The sequence below is a fragment of the Gilliamella sp. LMG 34359 genome, assembly GCF_984569085.1.
Window position 1 is genome coordinate 2,424,846 of sequence record NZ_OZ474906.1, and the last position, 19,786, is coordinate 2,444,631.

A 19,786-nucleotide genomic window follows, 5' to 3' on the forward strand; every position below is an offset into this window, starting at 1 on the left:
TATTTAATCAATCAAATGCTAAATGAGGCTGGTTTACAATACTTTACTTAAAAACAACTGGGTTCTTTCATTTTGTGGTCGAGTGAAGATTTGCTCAGGCGAGCCTTGTTCTTGAATAATACCCTGATCGATAAAAATAACCCGAGTCGACATCTCTCTGGCAAACCCCATTTCATGGGTGACAACCACCATGGTCATCCCCTCTTGCGCGAGTGACTTCATTACCGCCAATACCTCACCAACTAACTCAGGATCAAGCGCCGAAGTTGGTTCGTCAAAAAGCATCACTTTCGGGTCCATCATTAATGCGCGAGCAATCGCAACACGTTGTTGTTGTCCACCTGATAATTGATTGGGATAAGCATCAATCTTATCAATCAATCCAACCTTAACTAACAGACCTTCCGCCTTAGTTATGGCCTCATTTTTGGGCATTTTCTTTACATCCATTGGTGCCAAAATGAGATTTTGCAACACAGTCATATGCGGAAAAAGATTAAAGCGTTGAAAAACCATACCTACCGATTCGCGCAATTGATTGATATTGGTTTTAGCGTCAGGTAATTTAAATCCATTGACTTCAATTTCTCCTGAAGTAATGTCTTCTAGTCCATTAATGCAACGTAAAAAGGTGCTTTTTCCTGATCCGGAAGGACCAATAATTGAAATCACCTCTTTTTCCTGAATATCACAAGAAATACCACGTAACACATGGATATCACCAAATTGTTTTTGTAGATTTTTAATGTGAATCACTTTTGCCTAACCTTTTTTCTAAATATTTAACCAATAATGAAAGCGAGAAAGTCATTACCCAATACACAATGGAAATAACAATATAAGGTTCAGAGTAAGAACCATATGCAGCACCAGATGTTCTTGCGGCAAAAGCTAAATCAGCAAGACCGATGGCTGCACCTAGGGATGAGTCTTTCAAAATAGCAATGGCATTATTACCTAACGGAGGAAGCATGCGTTTAAAAGCCTGCGGTAAAATCACCTTACGCATGGTACTGCCATAACTCATTCCAAGTGACCTAGCCGCTTCCATTTGACCTTTATCAATTGATTCGATACCCGCTCTAAAAATTTCGGAAATATAGGCTCCGGCATTTAACGTAATTGCCGTAACACAAGAAATAAAAGCACCATACTCCGAACGCCAATAGCGCGCGGTTGCCACTGAAATAAGATTATCAGAGACCAATAATCCATCACGCGGATTTAGAAAAAACGGCATTAAAACATAATGCACTACCATGATTTGTACAAATAATGGTGTACCGCGAAAAGCACTAACATAAATTTTGACAGGCCATTGCACGCCATAATAAAGCACCCATTTCCACAAACCATATTTGGTGGATGCTGTTCGTCCAATACCTAAAGTCAATCCCCATAATGTCCCTAAAATCACACAAATAATAGTACATTGAACGGTAGTTTTTGCCCCTTCTATAAAAAGAGGGGTATATTCTTCAACAATTTGCCAATTAAATGCCATGACAATTCCACTTTACTCTTTAGAATCTAATGGTAAAGATGGAACATTGCTATCGAACCATTTTTTATAAATTGAAGCGTAAGTCCCGTTTGCAACAATCTTTTTAAGTCCTTCATTGATGCTATTACGTAGCTCACTATTACCTTTAGCGACGGCTATACCAAAGTATTGCGATTCAAACGTATCATCATAAACTAAATTAAAATCTTTGCCGGGATGCATTTTGATATAAAACTTAACTACACCAACATCACCAACCGCGGCACTAATGCCTTCTTCATAAAGTTCTTGAAGTAACAACGGAGTATTATCAAAACGTTTGATTGCCGTACTATTTTTACCTAATACTTTAGAAACAACTACATCAGCGGTACTACCGTTAACTACACCAACAGTATGACTACTTAAATCATTAATTGATTTAATTTCAGTTGATTTTTGCGAAACGATAACTTGTTCAGCAGGAAAATAAGGCAATGAAAAATCGACAGAATTTTTACGTTTATCCGTAATCGTAATACCTGAAATGATGATATCTCGCTCACCGTTATCTAAGGTAGCAAAAATACCTTCCCAAGGGGTGTTGATTAGTTTGATATTGAAGTTTTGTACTTCAGCAATCGCTTTAATAAGATCAATATCAAAACCTTCTAATTGTTTATCACTATTTTCGTATTCAAAAGGTCGATAGGTTCCACCAGCACCAACCACATAAGTCTGCTCGCTAGCAAAACTAAATGAAGAGATTAATAATAACAATGAAGATAAAATAACAGAAAAAAAAGAGTTGCGCATACACAGTCCTATCCATAAATAAGTGTTCGAAATATAATAACTTTTAAGCAAAATATTGCAACTTATTATTTAACTTGATTATTATTCTTGATTAAAAGATTGATGCATTTCGAGAGGCTAGATACCCTGCCCCTTAACTTTTTAGGTCAATTGTGATCTATTTTTACCGTTGATGGTCATTTTAAATCTTCAGTCAGTCTAAAATTAAGAATATGAACTAATACCACGAACTATTCATATTCTTATTGATTGATATTAATAACGAACCGATTCTCGTTTAACTAAATAAGGTTTAAATAGAAACTCTCCAGGTTCCATTTTATCGCCATTAAGCATTGCAATTAGGCGATCAACCATTAATGTTGCCATATCCGATAATGGTGAAGCTATCGATGTTAATGACGGACTAAACACGGTATCTAAAAACATATTATCGATACCAATAACGGAGATATCTTGCGGGATTTTCACGCCTAAGCGAGTTAATTCAGAAATAATACCTATCGCTAACATATCGTTAATAGCGACTATTCCATCAGGCAACGCTTTGTTGTTTTTGATAATTTCATTTGCCAATAATTTACCTATTTCCGCTAATTCACTATCACCATAGGCAAACTGCGCCGTGCCTTCAATAATACGATTTTTGGTACTTAAACCGGCACTTTTTAAACTATCTAAAAAACCTAATATTTTGTTATTCCGACTGGTAATATTTCCTTTTATCGTAGCAAAGACAATATTTTTGCACCCTTGCTGTAATAAAAAATCTGCTGCAAGCTTTCCTGCTTGAAAATTATCCATTGAAATACTATCAATCAGAATTTTTTTGTTGTTATGAGCTTCCTCTGAAGTTAAACCGTCATAATTTACCATCACCATCCCTTTATTAATGGCGTTAATAAAATGTTTCTTTTCAATTGACGATGAAACCACTATGACACCCTTAACCCCAAAAGACAGCAGATCATTGAGAAACAATTTTTCTTGTTTATCTTGACGAGAGGTGTTGGCCAATAGGACTTGATAACCATATTTTTCTTTAGCTATTGATTCAATGTTGTTAACTAAGGCAGCAAAATTTGGATTCATGATGGAAGGAACTAATATCCCTAACATTTTTACATGTCCAGTTTTCAATTGTTGCGCAAGTTTATTCGGATGATATTTTAATACTTTGATACTCTCTTCTATGCGCTTTAATGTTTCTTTTCGCATTTGGTCTATTCGGCCATTTAATACATTAGAGACAGTACTTACAGAGACGCCGGCATGTTTAGCAACATCGCGAATGTCAACCATACTAAATTCCTTAAAGATTTTTATACGCTTTTAGATAAAATACACTATACAAAAAGTTTAGTAACAACTGAACTTATTTTAAAAGATGAGTATAAATAAAGATGGTAATTATGTTAATCAAGTTGTTTACAATTACACTGGTTGATTAAAAATTAATTTGCTAATTAAGTAATACTTAACTAGCAAATTGATGATATTAATATCCCATTATGTTAGGTAACCATGTTGTAATAAATGGGAATAAAGCGACTAAGATTATTCCAACAAATATTACCATCTGATATTTAAGCATAGGTTTCATAACATCTTTCATTGTTACTCCACAAATGGTACAGGTAGCATAGAGCCCTAATCCAATAGGTGGCGAGAACAATCCAAAACCCATAGCAAAAACCATTACTATACCATAATGTAATGGATGGAATCCTAATTGAATTGCAATTGGTACCAGAATTGGAGCAAATATAATTAATGCTGGTGCACCTTCTAATACTGAACCAAATACAATGAGTATCAAAATCGATAAGATTAAAAATAACCATGCTCCATGATTAGTACCGATAGATACCAAGATATCAGCACATTTTTGCGGAATCATCTCAATGGTTAATGCGTAAGATAAACTTGTTGCTGAGGCAACAATAAATAACAACATCCCTGACATGGCTGACATATCAATAAACAATTTGATGGTTGCTTTTAAGGTTAATTCTCTAAATGCAATGCGACCAACGACTATAGCGTAAACCACAGCAAAAGCCGAGATTTCTGTTGATGTTGCAATTCCGGCCACCACACCACGACCAATCATAAGAATCATTAATAACCCAACAGCTGCACCAAGGATTAACTGTTTTTTAGGCATAAGAACAGGATAAGCATCCGATACATTGATTTTCTTTCCAAAAATATTAGCCGTAATTAATAGAATGATTAACAAACATACGGCTGGCACTATACCGGCAATAAATAAAGCACCAATTGAAATATTGGCAACAAAGCCCATAACGATCAGATTAACACAAGGAGGGATTGATTCAGCCATAACCGCTGAGGCGGCAAATACACCGGCAGCATCTTCGCGACTCTGCTTTGTTCTTTTTACCGCTGGCATTAATACGCCACCGACTGCGGCTACATCAGCTAATTTCGAACCAGAAATACCGGAAAAAAAGGCCATGGATAACACGGTTGTCATATTCAAACCGCCTTTGAATCTACCCATTCCTCTAACAATAAATTCGACTAAACGAGAAGACATACCATTGATTTCCATTGCCGAACCAGCAAGTAAGAAAAATGGTATCGCTAATAATACGAAATGGTCTACACCTGCCGAAACTTGTTGGGCGAAAAATACAAATGGTAAAGTTGGATTACTTAAGAAAAATACCATCGAAGATAGACCCAAAGTAAAGGCTATCGGAATCCCAGCTATAATTCCTAAGAAAAAACAAGCAAACATAAAAAAGGCTGGTAATGACTCTAATTCAGGAAATAATGAATAAGTAGTAAAACCAATAACAATTAACCCTAAAACGCCAATACCACTTCTCAATACTATTTTCTTTTCTTGTTGAAATACATGTTCTAACGTTGCAACAAACATGACTATAGCGCCAATAAATACCGGTATATAAAATAATGCTAACGGCATGCCGGTTTCTGTTGTTTGTTCTAACGATATATAAACCAAATCATAACTTGAGATGACCAGACCAATTGAAACAAAGACTAAAATCCAGCGAGTACTATGCACAACATAGGCTCTTAGCGAGCTAGGTAATAATCCTAAAAATAAATCTATCCCTATATGCCCACCTCTGCCTGAAGAAGTGGCAACACCGAAAAAGACTAACGCTATCATTAATGCTCTAGCTACCTCTTCCGCCCACTCTAAAGGTGAATGGAAAGCATAGCGAAATATAACCGATGAAAATACCACAAGAACATTAATAAAGAGTGATAATCCCCCTAAAATCGCAGTTATTTTTGTTAAAAATCGACTTAATGGGGATATCACTGGAACAAGTAATGTGTTTGTACCAGTAATATCTGACATAACTTTCTCCTGACAACACTCTAAATTATTCAATTGATTGAATAAATTCTACAATTTCTTTTGTTTGTGGATATTTTTTAACAAAATCTTCATGCACATGTTTTGTTTTTTCTTTGTAATAAGCTCTATCCACAGTAACAAAATTGACACCTAGTGATTTAAGTTCATCAATAGCTTTTTGTTCAGAACTTGCCGATAAACTTCTTTCATGATCGGTTGCCTCTTTAGCTGCCGCAATAAAATCCTCTTTAAGTTCAGCTGGAAGACGTTCAAAAGCATTTTTATTCATTACCGCTACGATTGGGTTATAAATATGTTGACTTAAAATAGCGTTTTTAGTTTGTTCATAATATTTACTGGTCAAAACAGTCGGTGCATCGTGTTCAACACCATCAATTACCCCCATCTGTAAGCCAGAATAAACTTCACCACCAGGCATAGGAATTGGCACGGCACCCATACTTTTTATGGTTTCAAGGAAGTTAGGTACCGGAAGTGCTCTAATTTTAAGGCTATTCAAATCTTCCGGTTGATTGACTGGTTTTTTGGTATAAATATTTCTTGCACCCAAGCTATAACCAAATCCTAATACTTTAATATTAGCTTTTGTTTGCATAATTGAAGCAAGTTTAGTACCCGCATCACCATCTAATGAACGACCGACATGATCCATATCATTAAATAAATAACCTGAATCAAGAATACCTATCTCTGGTACAATCGTAGACCAAATAGACGTACCTGAAATCATGATATCAATTGCACCAATTTTTACCTGTTGTGCAGCATCGGCTTCTTTACCTAACATGGCATTAGGAAAATAGCTAAATTTAACTTTATCATTTACTCGTTTGGCTAAATTTTCTTTGAAGCTGGCATACCATATATAATGAGCAGAATTATCGTTTTCAGGTAGGGAAGAATAAACTCTGACATTAACTTGAGGTGCCGCATAAGATATTTGCGGAACCAATGCATAAGATGACAAGCACAATACTGCGCCAGTTATAATTTTTGTTGATAGCTGTTTTAAATTATTCATATTAAAAACCTTAACTTAGATTAATTGCAAAAAACGTTTTCATCCCGTACCAGCTATAACGTTTTACTGTAACGTTATAGTTAACTATAATTTCAATTAGATAAATTAGTAAATAAGTTTTTTTAAGAAAATGTTAAATGTGTGATTTAGATCATATTTAAGAGAAATAATACAACTGTAACGTTTTAGTGAATTACTTGTTACAACCTAGCTTGATCGACCAAAGCGACTATTCTGATAAAAATACAATTATTTTATTCTGTGATTTATGTCACATTTTCTAAAAAATTTGGCTATATAATTTAAAACTCATCCCGTTACCAGTAACAGTCAAATTTTATTTCACATAAATTATCTAAAAGGAGATAAAAATGGATAAGTTATCTGGTAAAAAAGTATTTATTACAGGTGCAGAACAAGGTATCGGCAAAGCAACTGCCAAAGAGCTGATTGAAGCCGGTTGTGATGTTTACCTGCACTATTTTAGTGGCGAAGAAGGCCCTAAAGAGTTAGTTGAGCTAGCCAATAAATTAGGTCAAAGAGCTGAATATGGCTATGCAGATTTAACCAAAGAAGAAGAAACGCAACAATGTGTTAATGCGGCAGCAGAATTTTTAGGTGGCATTGATATTCTTATCAATAATGTAGGCGGAATTATTGCCAGAAAATGGTTAGGTGAAATCGATAAACAATTTTGGCAAACCGTAATTGATGTCAATATGACTACCATGTTAAATGTTACCCAAAATGCACTACCACATTTAAAACAAGCTAAAGATGGCGCCAGTATTATCAATTTAGCATCGTTAGCTGGTCGATCTGGTGGTCATGCTGGTTCATTAGTTTACTCAATGACCAAAGGTGCGGTTTTAACTTGGACGCGGTCATTAGCCGCAGAACTTGGTGAGCATGGTATCCGAGTTAATGCTGTTGCGCCTGGTCTTATTCTTGGTACTCGTTTTCACAATCAGCATACCACTAAAGAATCAGCAGATGAAACCATAAGATCCATTCCATTAGGTCGAGCTGGTAGTTCTGAAGATGTCGCGCGGGTAATTAAATTTTTAGCATCAGAATACGACGGTTTTGTTTCTGGCGCGACAATCGATATTAATGGTGGAGTTTATAGAATGTAATTAGTTGACTTGACATAATGTAAAGTTATGTCAAGAAACAAGGAAATTTGTATGATAAAAACTGAAATTTTACATCCGCAGCTATTAGAAACATTAGCAAAATGCGGACATAAAACGAATATATTAATTGCCGACAGTAATTATTCTTTTGTGACAAACTCTTCACCTCATGCCACAATTGTCTATCTTAATTTCTGTGTGGGTGAGATTAAAAGTACATTGATTCTCGAAAAAATCTTAAAATATATTAATGTTGAAAAAGCCGTTTTAATGGAAAGCCCTGCTGATTTTGTTAATGAAATTGAAACAGAATACAAAAAACGACTCCCTGAAGCAGTAGAAATAGCACATGTTGCACGTAATGAATTTTATTCATTAGCTAAATCAAACGATACATTGTTAGTTATTGCAACCGGTGAAAATCGGCGATTCGCCAATATATTACTAACTGTTGGTGTGGTGGCTTAGCGAGTTTTTCACTTTCATCTCTATTATTTATCACAAAAAATACTCAAACTAGGTTTGAGTATTTTTCTATCATTTCTTATTATCGACAGCTTACATGACCATTTTTTTGATAAAAAGGTCAATATGGCAAGCTTATAAGGCTCTCAATAAAATATTATATCTAGCTTTACCCATAAATAACCGCACTGCTCAGATACTTTTGGGAATCATCGTTATCTAATTTTACTGAGTTTTTTGTAAAAAATAATTGAGCGGTCTATACCATTTCATTAATATTAAAGTGACTATTCACTGTTTTAATATTAAAGAACATGAATAAAATAATATATCTTCCTTCGCTAAATCATGCTTATTGCCAAGAAAATACCATATCCCTCTTACCCACAAATAAACGCACTGCTCCAATACTTTTTGCTAGCATCATGACGTATTTTTACTGAGTTTTTTGTAAAAAATAATTGAGCAGTCCATACCTTATCACTAATATTAAAGTGACTATTCACTGTTTTAATATTGAAGAACATGAATAAAATAAGATAACTTCCTCGACTAAATACGCTTATTGACTAGAAAATATCATATCCCTCTTACCCACAAATAACCGAATTGCTCCAATACTTTTTGGTAGCATCATGACGTAAGTTCATTGAGTTTTTTGTGCAAAATTGAGCAGTCTATATCATTTTGTCAATTATAAAGTGGATAGTTTTGATGAATTATTACTTATTTATCAATTAATTATAATAAATTAATATTACTTAAAGACACAAAAAATACTCAAACTAGGTTTGAGTATTTTTCTATTTCAACTCATCATTTTCAATGCTTTAAATATTCATCTTTTTGATGAAAAAGGTCAATATGGCTGAGCTTATTAACGCTATAACCATAAATAAGAAGGCATGGTTATAACCACCATTGGCGTTATCGATTAGGAAGCCGATGATGAATGGTGATAATACGCCAGCGACTTGGCCGCCAAAATTAACAATGCTTGAGGCTTTACCCATGATTGCTGGTGGAATCATATGCATTAACATTCCCCAGAAGATAGCGAATGCAATAAACATAAATAGTGCCGATACACATTGGAAGACCATTGCCGCTTGAAGGTTTTCAACTTGGAACATCAAAAATAGAAATATTCCCGAGATGAAAGCCGTTAAGCCATAGACATATTTTAATTTTTGTGCAAACTTATCAGCAAAATAACCGCCAACTAAGGTGCCTAATGCGCCAAATAGAAAAGGTATTGCCGCTAAGATGCCGGTTTTGGATAGTGACAATCCTCTAGCTTCAAGTAAGTAACTTGGTAACCAAGTAGTGAAGCCCCAAAATGTGATGTCGAATAGAAACCAGATTAGCGATAATTTCCACAGTATTGGCATTTTTAATACATTTATTAATGAAGCCGAACTATTTGTGACAGTTTCAACGGTATTATCGTTGTTAATTGCTAATTCTTGTAGTTCATTTGCATCAATCAGCCTATTTTCCGTTGGATTGTTGCGAATAAATTTGTAGATAAAAAAGCCTAATATAAAACCGGGAATACTTAGAATGATGAAGACATCACGCCAACCTAACCATTCAATAATGGCAACCGCCACAATTACCGATATTGCTGGCCCTAAGGTATTAACTGATGATTGAATTGCCGTTGCTCGCCCGCGCTCTTTGGCGGGGAAATAAGTAGCAATAGTTTTCCAAGATGAGGCAGGAAAACAGCCTTCACCGGCACCAAACATAAATCGGGTTAATAACATTAAAGGCAATACATAGATAAGCCCAGTAAACAGAGTAAACATTGACCACCAAATAATAGCAAAAGCCATCACTTTACGCGGGCCAAATTTATCCGCTAAGTAACCACCGGGAATTTGAAACAGTGCATAACCAATAAAGAAGGCACTGATAATAGAACCTTGCACAGTCTTATCAATACCAAGGTCGTGACCAATAAAAGGCAGTGATACACTCATGACCATGCGATCAAGAAATGAAAGTAACCAACCTGACCATAAAAGTAATAAGATGGTATACCTCCCTTTCCATTTTTTTTGCTTATACCCAGAGGTAGGAATTTTAGTATTTAACTCATTCATACGATTTCCTTAAATAGTGTCATCCTAATTAACTTGGAACAACAGTTAACTTATTTTTGTTACAGTTTCTCAACTACATTTTTTAACAGATCTATTTTTTACTGCTCTATCTTTAACTATGATATTGAAAATTGCCGTATTGATAACTATCGTATTGATAACTACCATATTGTTAATTGCAGTATTTATATAGTAATTTGTCGCTAACTAGGTCAACAAATTACTATTAATCGTGGTAAATCAAAAGCTCAAAAATCCAATGGGTATAATTCCGTTCACTTTAGTGAACTTTTATTATTATATTTACTATTTGTTATAAACATTCCAAGCCGCTTGTAAACCAGCACCTTGGGTGGTTTTAAAGCCAACCCGATTTAACACGGCCTCGAAAGCGGTTAATGTTTGCATAACACAAGATTTTCTAGCATTGTAGCCCATAGTTCCGATGCGCCATACATTGCCTTTGAGCGGACCAAATGAAGCGCCAATTTCAATACCAAAATCATTTAGCATTAAATTACGAACTTCGAGATCGTTGATATGTTCCGGGCGAACAACACCAACAACGTTATTCATTTTGTGATCCAGATCACCAAACAATTTAAGTCCCATGGCTTGTAAACCTGCAACCATCGCCGCCCCATTAATACGGTGACGTTCAATAACATTATCAAGACCTTCTTGCAACACAATTCGCGCACATTCACGTGCAGCATAAAGCATTGAAGTCGCTTCGGTATGGTGGTTAATACGTTCTGAACTCCAGTAACGGATAATCATATCAATATCAAAGTAGTTAGAGTAGATCATCTCATCTCGGCCACTTTCATCATTATCCGCTCGAATACCAAGTTCAACACATTTACGAGCTTGGATAATTTCGACCATTTTTGGACTTAGAGTAAGAGGTGCAACTCCCGGAGGACCACTCAAACATTTTTGTAAGCTAACTGATACCCCATCAAGTTGCCATTTATCAACTTCTAGTGGATTACCTACAATCGATGCAGTTGCATCCACATAAGACAACACCCCATGACGGCGACAAATTTCACCAATTTTATCTAGCGGTTGTAATAATGTGGTTGAAGTATCACCTTGTACACAAAGTAAGAGTTTTGGTTTAACTTTTTTAATGGCATCTTCGATCACATTAGGATCGAACACTTCGCCCCATGGCACTTCAATAGTATGCACATCAGCACGACAACGATGAGCAATTTCACAAAGTAATAGACCAAAACGACCAAATACTGGCACTAATACTTTATCACCTGGTTTAATTGTTGACACCAGAACTGCTTCAATACCGGCTCTTGCAGTACCATCAATAACAAATGTTTGTTCATTTTGGGTTTTGAAAATATCCCGATAAAGTGACATAGTCTGATTCATATAATCAGTCATAACTGGGTCAAACTGACCAATTAAAGGTGCCGCCATCGCTCTAGTCACACGTGGATCAGCATTGATTGGACCTGGTCCCATTAATAGTCGCGTAGGCGGATTAATTTGGTCATATTTATCTAGGTCTAACATTATTTTTTTCCTTTATTATATCGAGTTAATTAGTTGAAGATTACACTGATTCATCTTCTTTTATCTATATTTTTTAAAAAATTGTTGGCAATGGGATGATGAAATTTAAATAGATTCACAATTTCATTCATCACTTTACCCATATGGGATTTTTTCCAAGCTAATGACAGTGGTGATGGTTTACGTTCATTCACCACTTTACATGCTATCAATTCACCTGACTCTAAATATGATTGGCAAATTGATTTTGGTAAAAAGCCAATACCTAACCCTTTTAAATGACAAGCTAGCTTGGTGCTTATATTTGGCACAATGATTTCGGATTGACTTGGTAATAACCAGGCTACTCGTTTATTCATATGAACAGAAGTATCTTCAACATTAATTGCTGGATATTTACGTAAGATATCATTGGATAATGCGCCATCAATTTGTGTAATAGGATGATGTTTTGCCGCCACAAACACCCAATTCACTTCACCAAGTGGTAAGATATTAATCATGGTATCGAGCGATTCAGTACCCGTTGCACCGATAGCTAAATGGCATTCACCATGCAATAAAGAATCCCACACGCCCATATAGACTTGTCGATTGATATTGAAAGTTGTGAATGGGAATTTCTCTGTTAAAAACGTTAATAAATCAGTTACCGCTTCAACATCGTATAACAGATTATTGATGGTAATATTAATTTTACGCTCAACACCATCCCGAATTTGTTGCAACTCATCCGGCATGGTTGATAACCAAAGTAACCATTGACTACATTGTTCATAAAGATGTTGTCCTGCTAGCGTAAGTGTCACGGTTCGCGTGGTGCGCTCAAAAAGCTGAGTATTGAGATCCGCTTCTAATGATTTGATACGATAACTAATTGCCGCCGGTGTTTTGTAAAGTAGCTTAGCCGCTTTAGAAAAGCTATTGCTCTCAACTACTTTTATAAAGGTTCGCATGGTTTCAGTATCTAGCATGATTTAATCCCTTAAAACAAAACGATCTATACCTAACCATATACCAAGTAACAAATCGGATCCAGAGGTGTGACCATAATTCACTAAGTTTTTTATTGATGAATGGTGATAATTATGTTTTTCAAATGATTTAATCACTTGTAACACCAATAAAGAAAATTTTCCTTGCAGTGCATAAGTCAAAAAACTAACACTCACCTTAGTAGTTAATAAATCTAATGGCAATGGCTCAAAGGCTAATTTTAGTTGTCGCATTTGAGTGGTAAAACGATGATCGCCAGAAATAACTGCCAACATGCCGACAATAATATCATCAAAACTTGGGGTTAAACCCGGTCCTAAACCAATAAACGGGGTAATATCATCAGCGTTGCCATTCATTAAATTATTCATAGTGCTACATAACATTTCAAGTTGCGGTGGATACTCGCCACTTAAATTATTGCTCAATTCACCAAATAAACCGGTTGGTTGGTTAATTTGCTTTAACAGACTGGCAATATCGGATTTATTAATTAATGAATGACTTTTAAGAGTTAACTGACAAACATGTGTTGCAAGTGAAATGAGATATAGCCCAATTTTCAGTTCGCCAGTTGGTAATTGATAAAGCGGTATCTCACCATCCAATAAAAACGTTAAAAGGTCATCAAAATCAGATGATTTAAGCACCATGCCCATAGGCGATAAGCCACTATTATAACGATGAATGGTGATTAATTTCTGATTTGGAGTGATTAAATTAATAGTTTGCGGATGAGTACTAAAAAGTGACAACTCACCCGCTTCTATCGGAATATCTGCACTAACTAAAAGAGGTTTGATAATATGCGTTGCTTGCGCTATAGCACGCGGTTGAAAAAGCTCAACAGCGCGCATATTTGGTCGCGCCTGATTAATCGGCTTATTTAAGCATTCATCATCGGCATATAGCAAACTCATAATCTACACTTCTAGTTTTTTGGCTAATGCCTCGAGTGCTTTTTCAAAACAGGCTAACGGTGCTCTAACTGTTCCTGCGCCAATTTGACCTATACCGGCTTGTTTATGGGCAATACCAGTATTAATCAATGGTGTGATCCCCGTTTCAACAACCAGACGAAGATCTAAGCCTAAACAGCATCCTTGAAAGTTCCATGTCGGAATTTGCAACAACATATTATGTTCTAGATAAATTTCACTCATCTCTTCAGATACTTCAAATGCTGCATCTGTACCACCCGCGCCAACAAAGCGAGTTACTCCCGGCGCAGCGACCATCGCCGCACCGCCAATTCCAAAGGTTTCAGTGATGGCACTATCACCGATATCTGGGTTAGCATCTTGTTGCGAATAGCCGGTAAAGAACAGACCTTGTGGTGTATTCACTGGAGCAGTGAACCATTGATCGCCAAGTCCACTGACTTTAATACCAAATTCTTTACCATTACGCGTCATTGCGGTAACAATAGTCCCTTCTTTAATCTGCGCCGCGCTATCCATAATCGACTTACAAAATGCCATCGCCACATTTAGGAAGAACTGATCTGTCACGCTTAAAAAGCTAAAGATTTTTTCCATTTCTGCTTTACTACGGTCAAGTAAAATTAATTTCGGAGAAAGTGTTCTTAATAATAACGCTGAAGCGGCAATATTTCGTTGATGGAATTCATCGCCCATGGTAATCGCTTGTGCCATCAAAGCGGTTAAATCGATACCATTATCAAACAGCTTTAAAGCATCGTTTAAGGCTGGTCCTAATGACTCTTTCATCCAACGATGACGATCTAACACCTCTTGACCATAAGCACCAAAACGCATCACTTTACCAATACCTTCGTTTAAATTGCAGTAGGCGCGATTACCATGGGTAACGTTTTCAACCACAATCATTGGCATATTGGCTGAGGTTATGCCCCCCATCGGACCAACCGCATTAACAGAGTGACAAGGAATAAATTCGACTTGGCCTGATTCTAATAACTGCAAAGCTTGTTTTTCATCTTGCGCCCAACCTTCAAACAAGCAGGCACCAATACAAGCTCCCTGCATTGGTCCAGTCATATCATGCCAAACAATCGGCGGACCAGCATGTAAAAGTTTTTTACCTTGCGCTAAGGTTGGTACGGCTTCTTTAGCGGCAACAACGCCTACCCAATGTGGTCTAGCCGCTTTAATTCTTTCAATAATTTTTTGGTTTGCTTCATTTATTGCGGTACTTAACATATCAAAACCTCTTAATTTAATTTTTGCAAAATAGCCGCTAATTTTTTATTGCCGCCGGCTATTGGCGCCCATTGATAATGCACAACAGGAATATTCGATGATTGAAGATCTTCAGCAAAACTTCTCAAACCAGCATTGATAACACTAATATGACTTAATAAAGGATAGGTTTTAATTAAGTTGGTTGATTTAGTTGGTGTGATCAGTTTTTTGGCAAGCAAAATAGCTTCAGGTAAATTATTCATCACAACAATATTGGCTGCTTTTAATGCTTCGATTTGCTTACTACGGCATTGTGGATCTTGTTCTGAACCGGTCACGGTCGCAATAACAATCAGTGGATGATTTTCATCTCGCTTAGTACAGGCTTTTTGATAACCAGCAATCACTGATTCGGCTGGATCACCATTTGCACCATAGCCAATCACCAAATCCACAAGTAATACGCCAACATCAGGTTTATCACCTAACTGAGCGATCTCCTCTTCACGAATAGAAGGATCAATCATTGGATGAGGTTTACCCACCGTATAAAAATCATCACCTAAATCGATAATTTTATGCCCTTGTTGATCTAACATAATTCCTTTATCGTGATGATGACTGGTGGTTAAACCGAGTTCCTGAGCAAGCAACATCGCCGCTTCGGAAGCTAAGGTTCCCCCAGTATACAAGCCAGTAATAGTTTTATTGGCTAAATTAGGTAACTTATTGGCTGTCGCCTCAACAGGACTGAGCAAACAGGCTAATCGTGCGGCTTCATCGAGTGTTCTGGCAAAATAGATATTATCGTCTTGAGGTTTATCGATTTTTGAGCCCAAAAATAGCGCTACTACTGGTTTAGGAATTAATTTCATCGCTGAAATCACGTTTTCCCGTACACTTTCTGCCGGTGGTTTAGAGATAAAGGTAATCACTTGGGTATCGGCATCGGCCGCTAACATATTTAACGCTGTAAGCGCACTAATACCACCTACTTCGAGCGACAAATCACGGCCACCTAAGCCGATGGCTTGCGTGATACCTTGATTTAATAAAGCGATTTGCGAAACCACCTCTTGAATACCTGTACCAGATGCCCCAATTACGCCAATATTTCCTTTAGGAATAACATTAGAAAACGCTAATGGTGCACCGGCAATAAATGCGGTTCCACAATCTGGTCCCATCACAATTAAATCTTTTTTAGCTGCTTTAGTTTTTAAACAGATTTCGTCTTCGATAGATACATTATCAGAGAAGATCATCACGTTTTTATTATCATCTAATGCCTGATCGGCTAACTCAGCGGCGTACTCACCTGCAATCGAAATTAAGACTAAATTTGCATCAGGTAATTTTTTTGTTGCACTGGCCAAGCGTCTAGCTTTAAGTAACTTGGCACCACCTTGTTGAGCTTGAGCAATATTTTTTAAAGCATCCTCAAGTTGTTGACTGATTAACTCAACAACATCTTTAGCATCATCTTTGGTTTTAATAGCGACGCAAATATCATTTGGTGTCGCATCATTGAAACTATCACTCCAAAACCCTGTTGCGGTTAATAACGATTTATTGGCAGGAGTACCCATCATGACAGATACTTCTTCAACCTCATCAAGATTACTGAGTTTTTTCGATATCAACATCAAACTGACAGAATCTTGAAAGCTTCCCTTTTTTATAAAAGATTGAATCATGAGAACAGGCCTCTCAATTATGAAAAATGCGATTAACTTTGAACCTCTTTAAGCTCATTATAAAAATCTACACGTTAGATAGTATTTATATATTACGGAAAAAATGCCGAATAAGCAGGTAATACATCACAAAACATTAACGATATCAGAAGTATAATATTATTTAAAATCAGTATGATAAAGAATTATTAAAAAATTTTTTATAATAATAACTCCTTAATTTAATTAAATTTCACAAACATAAAAAAGCTAGTTTGATCACATTATTATTTGCTATTAATAGTATGGTAAACAAAAAAAACATTTAAAATGATCGGTAATATCGAAATGATATGCGCGGTTAATATCAAAAATAGTCGATGTTAACAATGATGGAGTTTTAAATAGCAGGTAAATATTTATGAATATTTTATACGATGATGTTGCTAATGCCGTTAAATGGATATCTAGCTTTGGTGGTTTAGAACAAGGTGGTACTACCCGATTACTTTATACAGCAGAGTGGCTAGCTGCCCAAAAAGCCATCCAAGAAAAACTTTCACATATTGGCATGAACTCCTATTTCGATGATGTCGGCAACTTATATGGTCGATTTGAAGGTAGCAAATACAGAGATCAAGTTATCATGTCGGGATCGCATGTTGATACCGTGGTCAATGGCGGCAAACTCGATGGTCAACTTGGCATTATTGCCGCTATGCTTGCCATGAAATACCTTAAAGAAAATTACGGTCAACCGTTACGCACCTTAGAACTTATCTCCATGGCCGAAGAAGAAGGCAGTCGCTTTCCTTATGTCTTTTGGGGAAGCAAAAACGTATTTGCCATTGCTAATAATGAGGATGTTGCATCAATTGAAGACAATAATGGTATTAAATTTGTCGACGCTATGCGCAACTGCGGATTCAAATTTAACAGCCAAAAAGCGCGTACCGATATCAAAGCCTTTTTAGAAATCCACATCGAACAAGGTGGTGTGCTGGAAAGAGAACAAAAAAGCATCGGGGTGGTTACCAGCATAGTCGGCCAACGTCGTTATAATATTCGTTTAATTGGTGAAGCTAATCACGCCGGCACCACGCCAATGAGCTATCGCAAAGATACCATCTACGCCTTTAGCCGAATTTGCCAAGAATCAATTAATAAAGCAATCAAAGTAGGCGATCCGCTAGTATTAACCTTCGGTCATGTCGAGCCAAAACCGAATGTGGTTAATGTGGTTCCTGGTGAAGTGATGTTCACAATTGATTGCCGTCATACAGATCAAGCAGACCTGAAGCAATTTACTGAAGAACTTGAAGCTGACATGTTACGTATTGCCAAAGAACTTGGTCTTGAAATTGAAATAAATCGTTGGATGGATGAACCACCAATTCCCATGGACAACAAACTAATCAAAATGCTTGAAAACATCTGCAAACAAGAAAATCTAAGCTATCGCGTGATGCATAGCGGAGCTGGTCACGATTCGCAAATATTCGCACCACGAGTGCCAACCGCGATGTTATTTGTACCGAGCATCAAAGGCATTAGTCACAATCCAGCAGAAGACACTAAAACTGAAGATTTAGTCGAAGGAATAAAAGCATTAACTTACGCCCTTTATCAATTGGCTTATCAAGAATAATAAGGAAATAAAATGACAGAAAAAAAAGGTGGCATTCAGTACTGGCATAAAATCGTCGCTTTACTATTCCTTGGTTGGTTAGTCATGTGGATTTATCGTCCGGTTTTAGCTGCAATTTTTCCGGAAATTCAGCAAACTGTAGGACCGCAATCCAATACTGAACTTGGTTTAATTGCTAGCTGTTACTTTTTTTCCTATACCTTAATGCAAATCCCTGCTGGGATCTTAGTCGATAAATATGGCAAAAAAGCTGTCGTCATTCCCGGTTTTATCCTCTTTACCATTGCGGCAATTATGATTGGTAATGCACAAACCATGACGATGATCTACATCGGTAGTCTGCTCGCTGGTCTTGGTTGTGGGTCTTATTATGGTTCGGCTTGGTCCCTGTCAGCTGAAAATATTCCTGCTGAAAACCGTAGTTTTGCTTCAGCCATTATCAATACTGGAGCCGCATTAGGTATGGGGGTGTGTTTACTCTCCACTAGCTTTTTAGTTAAAGCTTTAGATATGCCATGGCAATATATGCTCTATATTATTGCTGTGCTAACACTCTGCCTAATTGCTGGATTTGCGATCATTATCAAAGAACCATCAGTCAAAACCGTTATTGCTCAGAAAAAACAGCAGAGACCAGATACAAATATTGCGCCAAAAGAAAAAAACAACTTTTTTACTAGCCCGATGGTAGCGTGTTACATCATGTACTTTGCGACATGTTATGGCTACTACATGGTGGTAAGCTGGTTACCTAATTTTCTCGAAACTGAACGTGGCTTTACCGGCGGTAGTATCGGTTCGGCATCATCATTAGTGGCTTTCGCCGCCATTCCTGGTGCGTTGGTTATCAGCAAAATTTCGGATAAATTTCGGTCTAAACGACTTTTCTTTATCATTGTCTTGGAACTGCTCTCTGCGATGACTCTATTAATGGCAGTTCAATCCTCAACCATCACCTTATTATTAATGGGATTAATCCTTTATGGATTATTTGGTAAGTTTGTGGTTGAACCGATTCTCATTTCGCATGTGGCGGATATTGCGCCTAAAAACAGTTATGGTACAGCATTTGGGGTATTTAACTTCTTCGGTATGAGTTCATCAGTGATCGCCCCACCATTAACTGGTTTATTAGCGGATATAACCGGAACCAAAATTACAGGGTTTTATGTTGCTATTGCAATATTATTTATTGCAACAGCCTTATTCTTTGTAATTAATTTGCGTAAACACATAACCAATTAATAACGCAAACTAGCAACTATTTATCGACAAGAAATGCGATAAATAGTTGATTGAAATTAGTATGTTAACGGCATATTTTGCCTAAAATCTCAAGCATATGTTC

16 protein-coding genes are annotated in these 19,786 nt (G+C 36.6%); 4 read left to right on the plus strand and 12 right to left on the minus strand.

Annotated features, from left to right (window positions below; genetic code table 11):
- Positions 1-33: 33 nt before the first annotated feature.
- The 6 genes from AC5LXV_RS11270 to AC5LXV_RS11295 all read right to left on the minus strand — a co-directional run bounded on the left by AC5LXV_RS11270 (position 34) and on the right by AC5LXV_RS11295 (position 6,705).
- Positions 34-756 carry an amino acid ABC transporter ATP-binding protein gene (locus AC5LXV_RS11270; protein ID WP_493451493.1) on the minus strand — a complete coding sequence of 241 codons (723 nt, stop codon included), beginning with the start codon at positions 754-756 and terminating at the stop codon, positions 34-36.
- Positions 743-1,504, minus strand: coding sequence for an amino acid ABC transporter permease (locus tag AC5LXV_RS11275; RefSeq protein ID WP_110423265.1), 762 nt, complete (start codon positions 1,502-1,504; stop codon positions 743-745). The genes AC5LXV_RS11270 and AC5LXV_RS11275 overlap by 14 nt, the downstream gene beginning before the upstream one ends.
- Positions 1,505-1,516: 12 nt before the next feature.
- Positions 1,517-2,299, minus strand: a complete 783-nt coding sequence (locus tag AC5LXV_RS11280; RefSeq protein WP_110433313.1) for a basic amino acid ABC transporter substrate-binding protein — start codon at positions 2,297-2,299, stop codon at positions 1,517-1,519.
- A gap of 255 nt (positions 2,300-2,554) precedes the next feature.
- Complete coding sequence (locus tag AC5LXV_RS11285) at positions 2,555-3,601, minus strand: LacI family DNA-binding transcriptional regulator (RefSeq protein ID WP_493466472.1); 1,047 nt, start codon at positions 3,599-3,601, stop codon at positions 2,555-2,557.
- 196 nt (positions 3,602-3,797) lie between these two features.
- On the minus strand, positions 3,798-5,663 hold the full coding sequence (locus AC5LXV_RS11290) for a TRAP transporter large permease (protein WP_086359710.1): 1,866 nt from the start codon (positions 5,661-5,663) through the stop codon (positions 3,798-3,800).
- Between the two features lie 25 nt (positions 5,664-5,688).
- Positions 5,689-6,705, minus strand: a complete 1,017-nt coding sequence (locus AC5LXV_RS11295; protein WP_493466473.1) for a TRAP transporter substrate-binding protein — start codon at positions 6,703-6,705, stop codon at positions 5,689-5,691.
- Positions 6,706-7,076: 371 nt separating this feature from the next.
- On the opposite strand from AC5LXV_RS11295, the gene AC5LXV_RS11300 reads away from it, so the two are divergent.
- Both AC5LXV_RS11300 and AC5LXV_RS11305 read left to right on the plus strand, forming a co-directional pair.
- Positions 7,077-7,841 (plus strand): SDR family NAD(P)-dependent oxidoreductase, encoded by a 765-nt coding sequence (locus AC5LXV_RS11300; RefSeq protein ID WP_493466474.1) that lies wholly within the window; start codon positions 7,077-7,079, stop codon positions 7,839-7,841.
- Between the two features lie 51 nt (positions 7,842-7,892).
- The gene (locus AC5LXV_RS11305) at positions 7,893-8,309 is read left to right on the plus strand and encodes an RbsD/FucU family protein (RefSeq protein WP_493451488.1); all 417 of its coding nucleotides are present in this window, start codon (positions 7,893-7,895) and stop codon (positions 8,307-8,309) included.
- A gap of 827 nt (positions 8,310-9,136) precedes the next feature.
- Here AC5LXV_RS11305 and AC5LXV_RS11310 read toward each other — a convergent pair.
- The 6 genes from AC5LXV_RS11310 to fdrA all read right to left on the minus strand — a co-directional run bounded on the left by AC5LXV_RS11310 (position 9,137) and on the right by fdrA (position 16,811).
- Complete coding sequence (locus AC5LXV_RS11310; protein ID WP_110423258.1) at positions 9,137-10,414, minus strand: MFS transporter; 1,278 nt, start codon at positions 10,412-10,414, stop codon at positions 9,137-9,139.
- 306 nt (positions 10,415-10,720) lie between these two features.
- The gene (locus AC5LXV_RS11315; protein ID WP_493451486.1) at positions 10,721-11,953 is read right to left on the minus strand and encodes a pyridoxal-phosphate-dependent aminotransferase family protein; all 1,233 of its coding nucleotides are present in this window, start codon (positions 11,951-11,953) and stop codon (positions 10,721-10,723) included.
- A 50-nt stretch (positions 11,954-12,003) separates the two neighbouring features.
- Positions 12,004-12,927 carry an HTH-type transcriptional activator AllS gene (gene allS, locus AC5LXV_RS11320; RefSeq protein ID WP_493466475.1) on the minus strand — a complete coding sequence of 308 codons (924 nt, stop codon included), beginning with the start codon at positions 12,925-12,927 and terminating at the stop codon, positions 12,004-12,006.
- A gap of 3 nt (positions 12,928-12,930) precedes the next feature.
- Positions 12,931-13,869, minus strand: a complete 939-nt coding sequence (locus AC5LXV_RS11325) for an oxamate carbamoyltransferase subunit AllH family protein (RefSeq protein ID WP_493466476.1) — start codon at positions 13,867-13,869, stop codon at positions 12,931-12,933.
- Between the two features lie 3 nt (positions 13,870-13,872).
- The gene (locus tag AC5LXV_RS11330) at positions 13,873-15,132 is read right to left on the minus strand and encodes a YlbE family protein (RefSeq protein WP_110423254.1); all 1,260 of its coding nucleotides are present in this window, start codon (positions 15,130-15,132) and stop codon (positions 13,873-13,875) included.
- An 11-nt stretch (positions 15,133-15,143) separates the two neighbouring features.
- Positions 15,144-16,811, minus strand: a complete 1,668-nt coding sequence (gene fdrA / locus AC5LXV_RS11335) for an acyl-CoA synthetase FdrA (protein WP_493466477.1) — start codon at positions 16,809-16,811, stop codon at positions 15,144-15,146.
- Between the two features lie 400 nt (positions 16,812-17,211).
- On the opposite strand from fdrA, the gene allC reads away from it, so the two are divergent.
- Together allC and AC5LXV_RS11345 are read left to right on the plus strand one after the other, a co-directional pair.
- Positions 17,212-18,438 carry an allantoate deiminase gene (gene allC / locus AC5LXV_RS11340; protein ID WP_493466478.1) on the plus strand — a complete coding sequence of 409 codons (1,227 nt, stop codon included), beginning with the start codon at positions 17,212-17,214 and terminating at the stop codon, positions 18,436-18,438.
- A gap of 12 nt (positions 18,439-18,450) precedes the next feature.
- Entirely contained in the window at positions 18,451-19,683 is a 1,233-nt protein-coding gene (locus AC5LXV_RS11345; RefSeq protein ID WP_493466479.1) for an MFS transporter, read from the plus strand.
- Positions 19,684-19,786: the final 103 nt, after the last annotated feature.

What these genes read in the sequence shown, in the direction of transcription:
- AC5LXV_RS11275 (WP_110423265.1), bottom strand. Translation starts at nt 1,504, where the DNA reads ATGGCATTTAATTGGCAAATTGTTGAAGAATATACCCCTCTTTTTATA.
- AC5LXV_RS11280 (WP_110433313.1), bottom strand. Translation starts at nt 2,299, where the DNA reads ATGCGCAACTCTTTTTTTTCTGTTATTTTATCTTCATTGTTATTATTA.
- AC5LXV_RS11285 (WP_493466472.1), bottom strand. Translation starts at nt 3,601, where the DNA reads ATGGTTGACATTCGCGATGTTGCTAAACATGCCGGCGTCTCTGTAAGT.
- AC5LXV_RS11290 (WP_086359710.1), bottom strand. Translation starts at nt 5,663, where the DNA reads ATGTCAGATATTACTGGTACAAACACATTACTTGTTCCAGTGATATCC.
- AC5LXV_RS11295 (WP_493466473.1), bottom strand. Translation starts at nt 6,705, where the DNA reads ATGAATAATTTAAAACAGCTATCAACAAAAATTATAACTGGCGCAGTA.
- AC5LXV_RS11300 (WP_493466474.1), top strand. Translation starts at nt 7,077, where the DNA reads ATGGATAAGTTATCTGGTAAAAAAGTATTTATTACAGGTGCAGAACAA.
- AC5LXV_RS11305 (WP_493451488.1), top strand. Translation starts at nt 7,893, where the DNA reads ATGATAAAAACTGAAATTTTACATCCGCAGCTATTAGAAACATTAGCA.
- AC5LXV_RS11310 (WP_110423258.1), bottom strand. Translation starts at nt 10,414, where the DNA reads ATGAATGAGTTAAATACTAAAATTCCTACCTCTGGGTATAAGCAAAAA.
- AC5LXV_RS11315 (WP_493451486.1), bottom strand. Translation starts at nt 11,953, where the DNA reads ATGTTAGACCTAGATAAATATGACCAAATTAATCCGCCTACGCGACTA.
- allS (WP_493466475.1), bottom strand. Translation starts at nt 12,927, where the DNA reads ATGCTAGATACTGAAACCATGCGAACCTTTATAAAAGTAGTTGAGAGC.
- AC5LXV_RS11325 (WP_493466476.1), bottom strand. Translation starts at nt 13,869, where the DNA reads ATGAGTTTGCTATATGCCGATGATGAATGCTTAAATAAGCCGATTAAT.
- AC5LXV_RS11330 (WP_110423254.1), bottom strand. Translation starts at nt 15,132, where the DNA reads ATGTTAAGTACCGCAATAAATGAAGCAAACCAAAAAATTATTGAAAGA.
- fdrA (WP_493466477.1), bottom strand. Translation starts at nt 16,811, where the DNA reads ATGATTCAATCTTTTATAAAAAAGGGAAGCTTTCAAGATTCTGTCAGT.
- allC (WP_493466478.1), top strand. Translation starts at nt 17,212, where the DNA reads ATGAATATTTTATACGATGATGTTGCTAATGCCGTTAAATGGATATCT.
- AC5LXV_RS11345 (WP_493466479.1), top strand. Translation starts at nt 18,451, where the DNA reads ATGACAGAAAAAAAAGGTGGCATTCAGTACTGGCATAAAATCGTCGCT.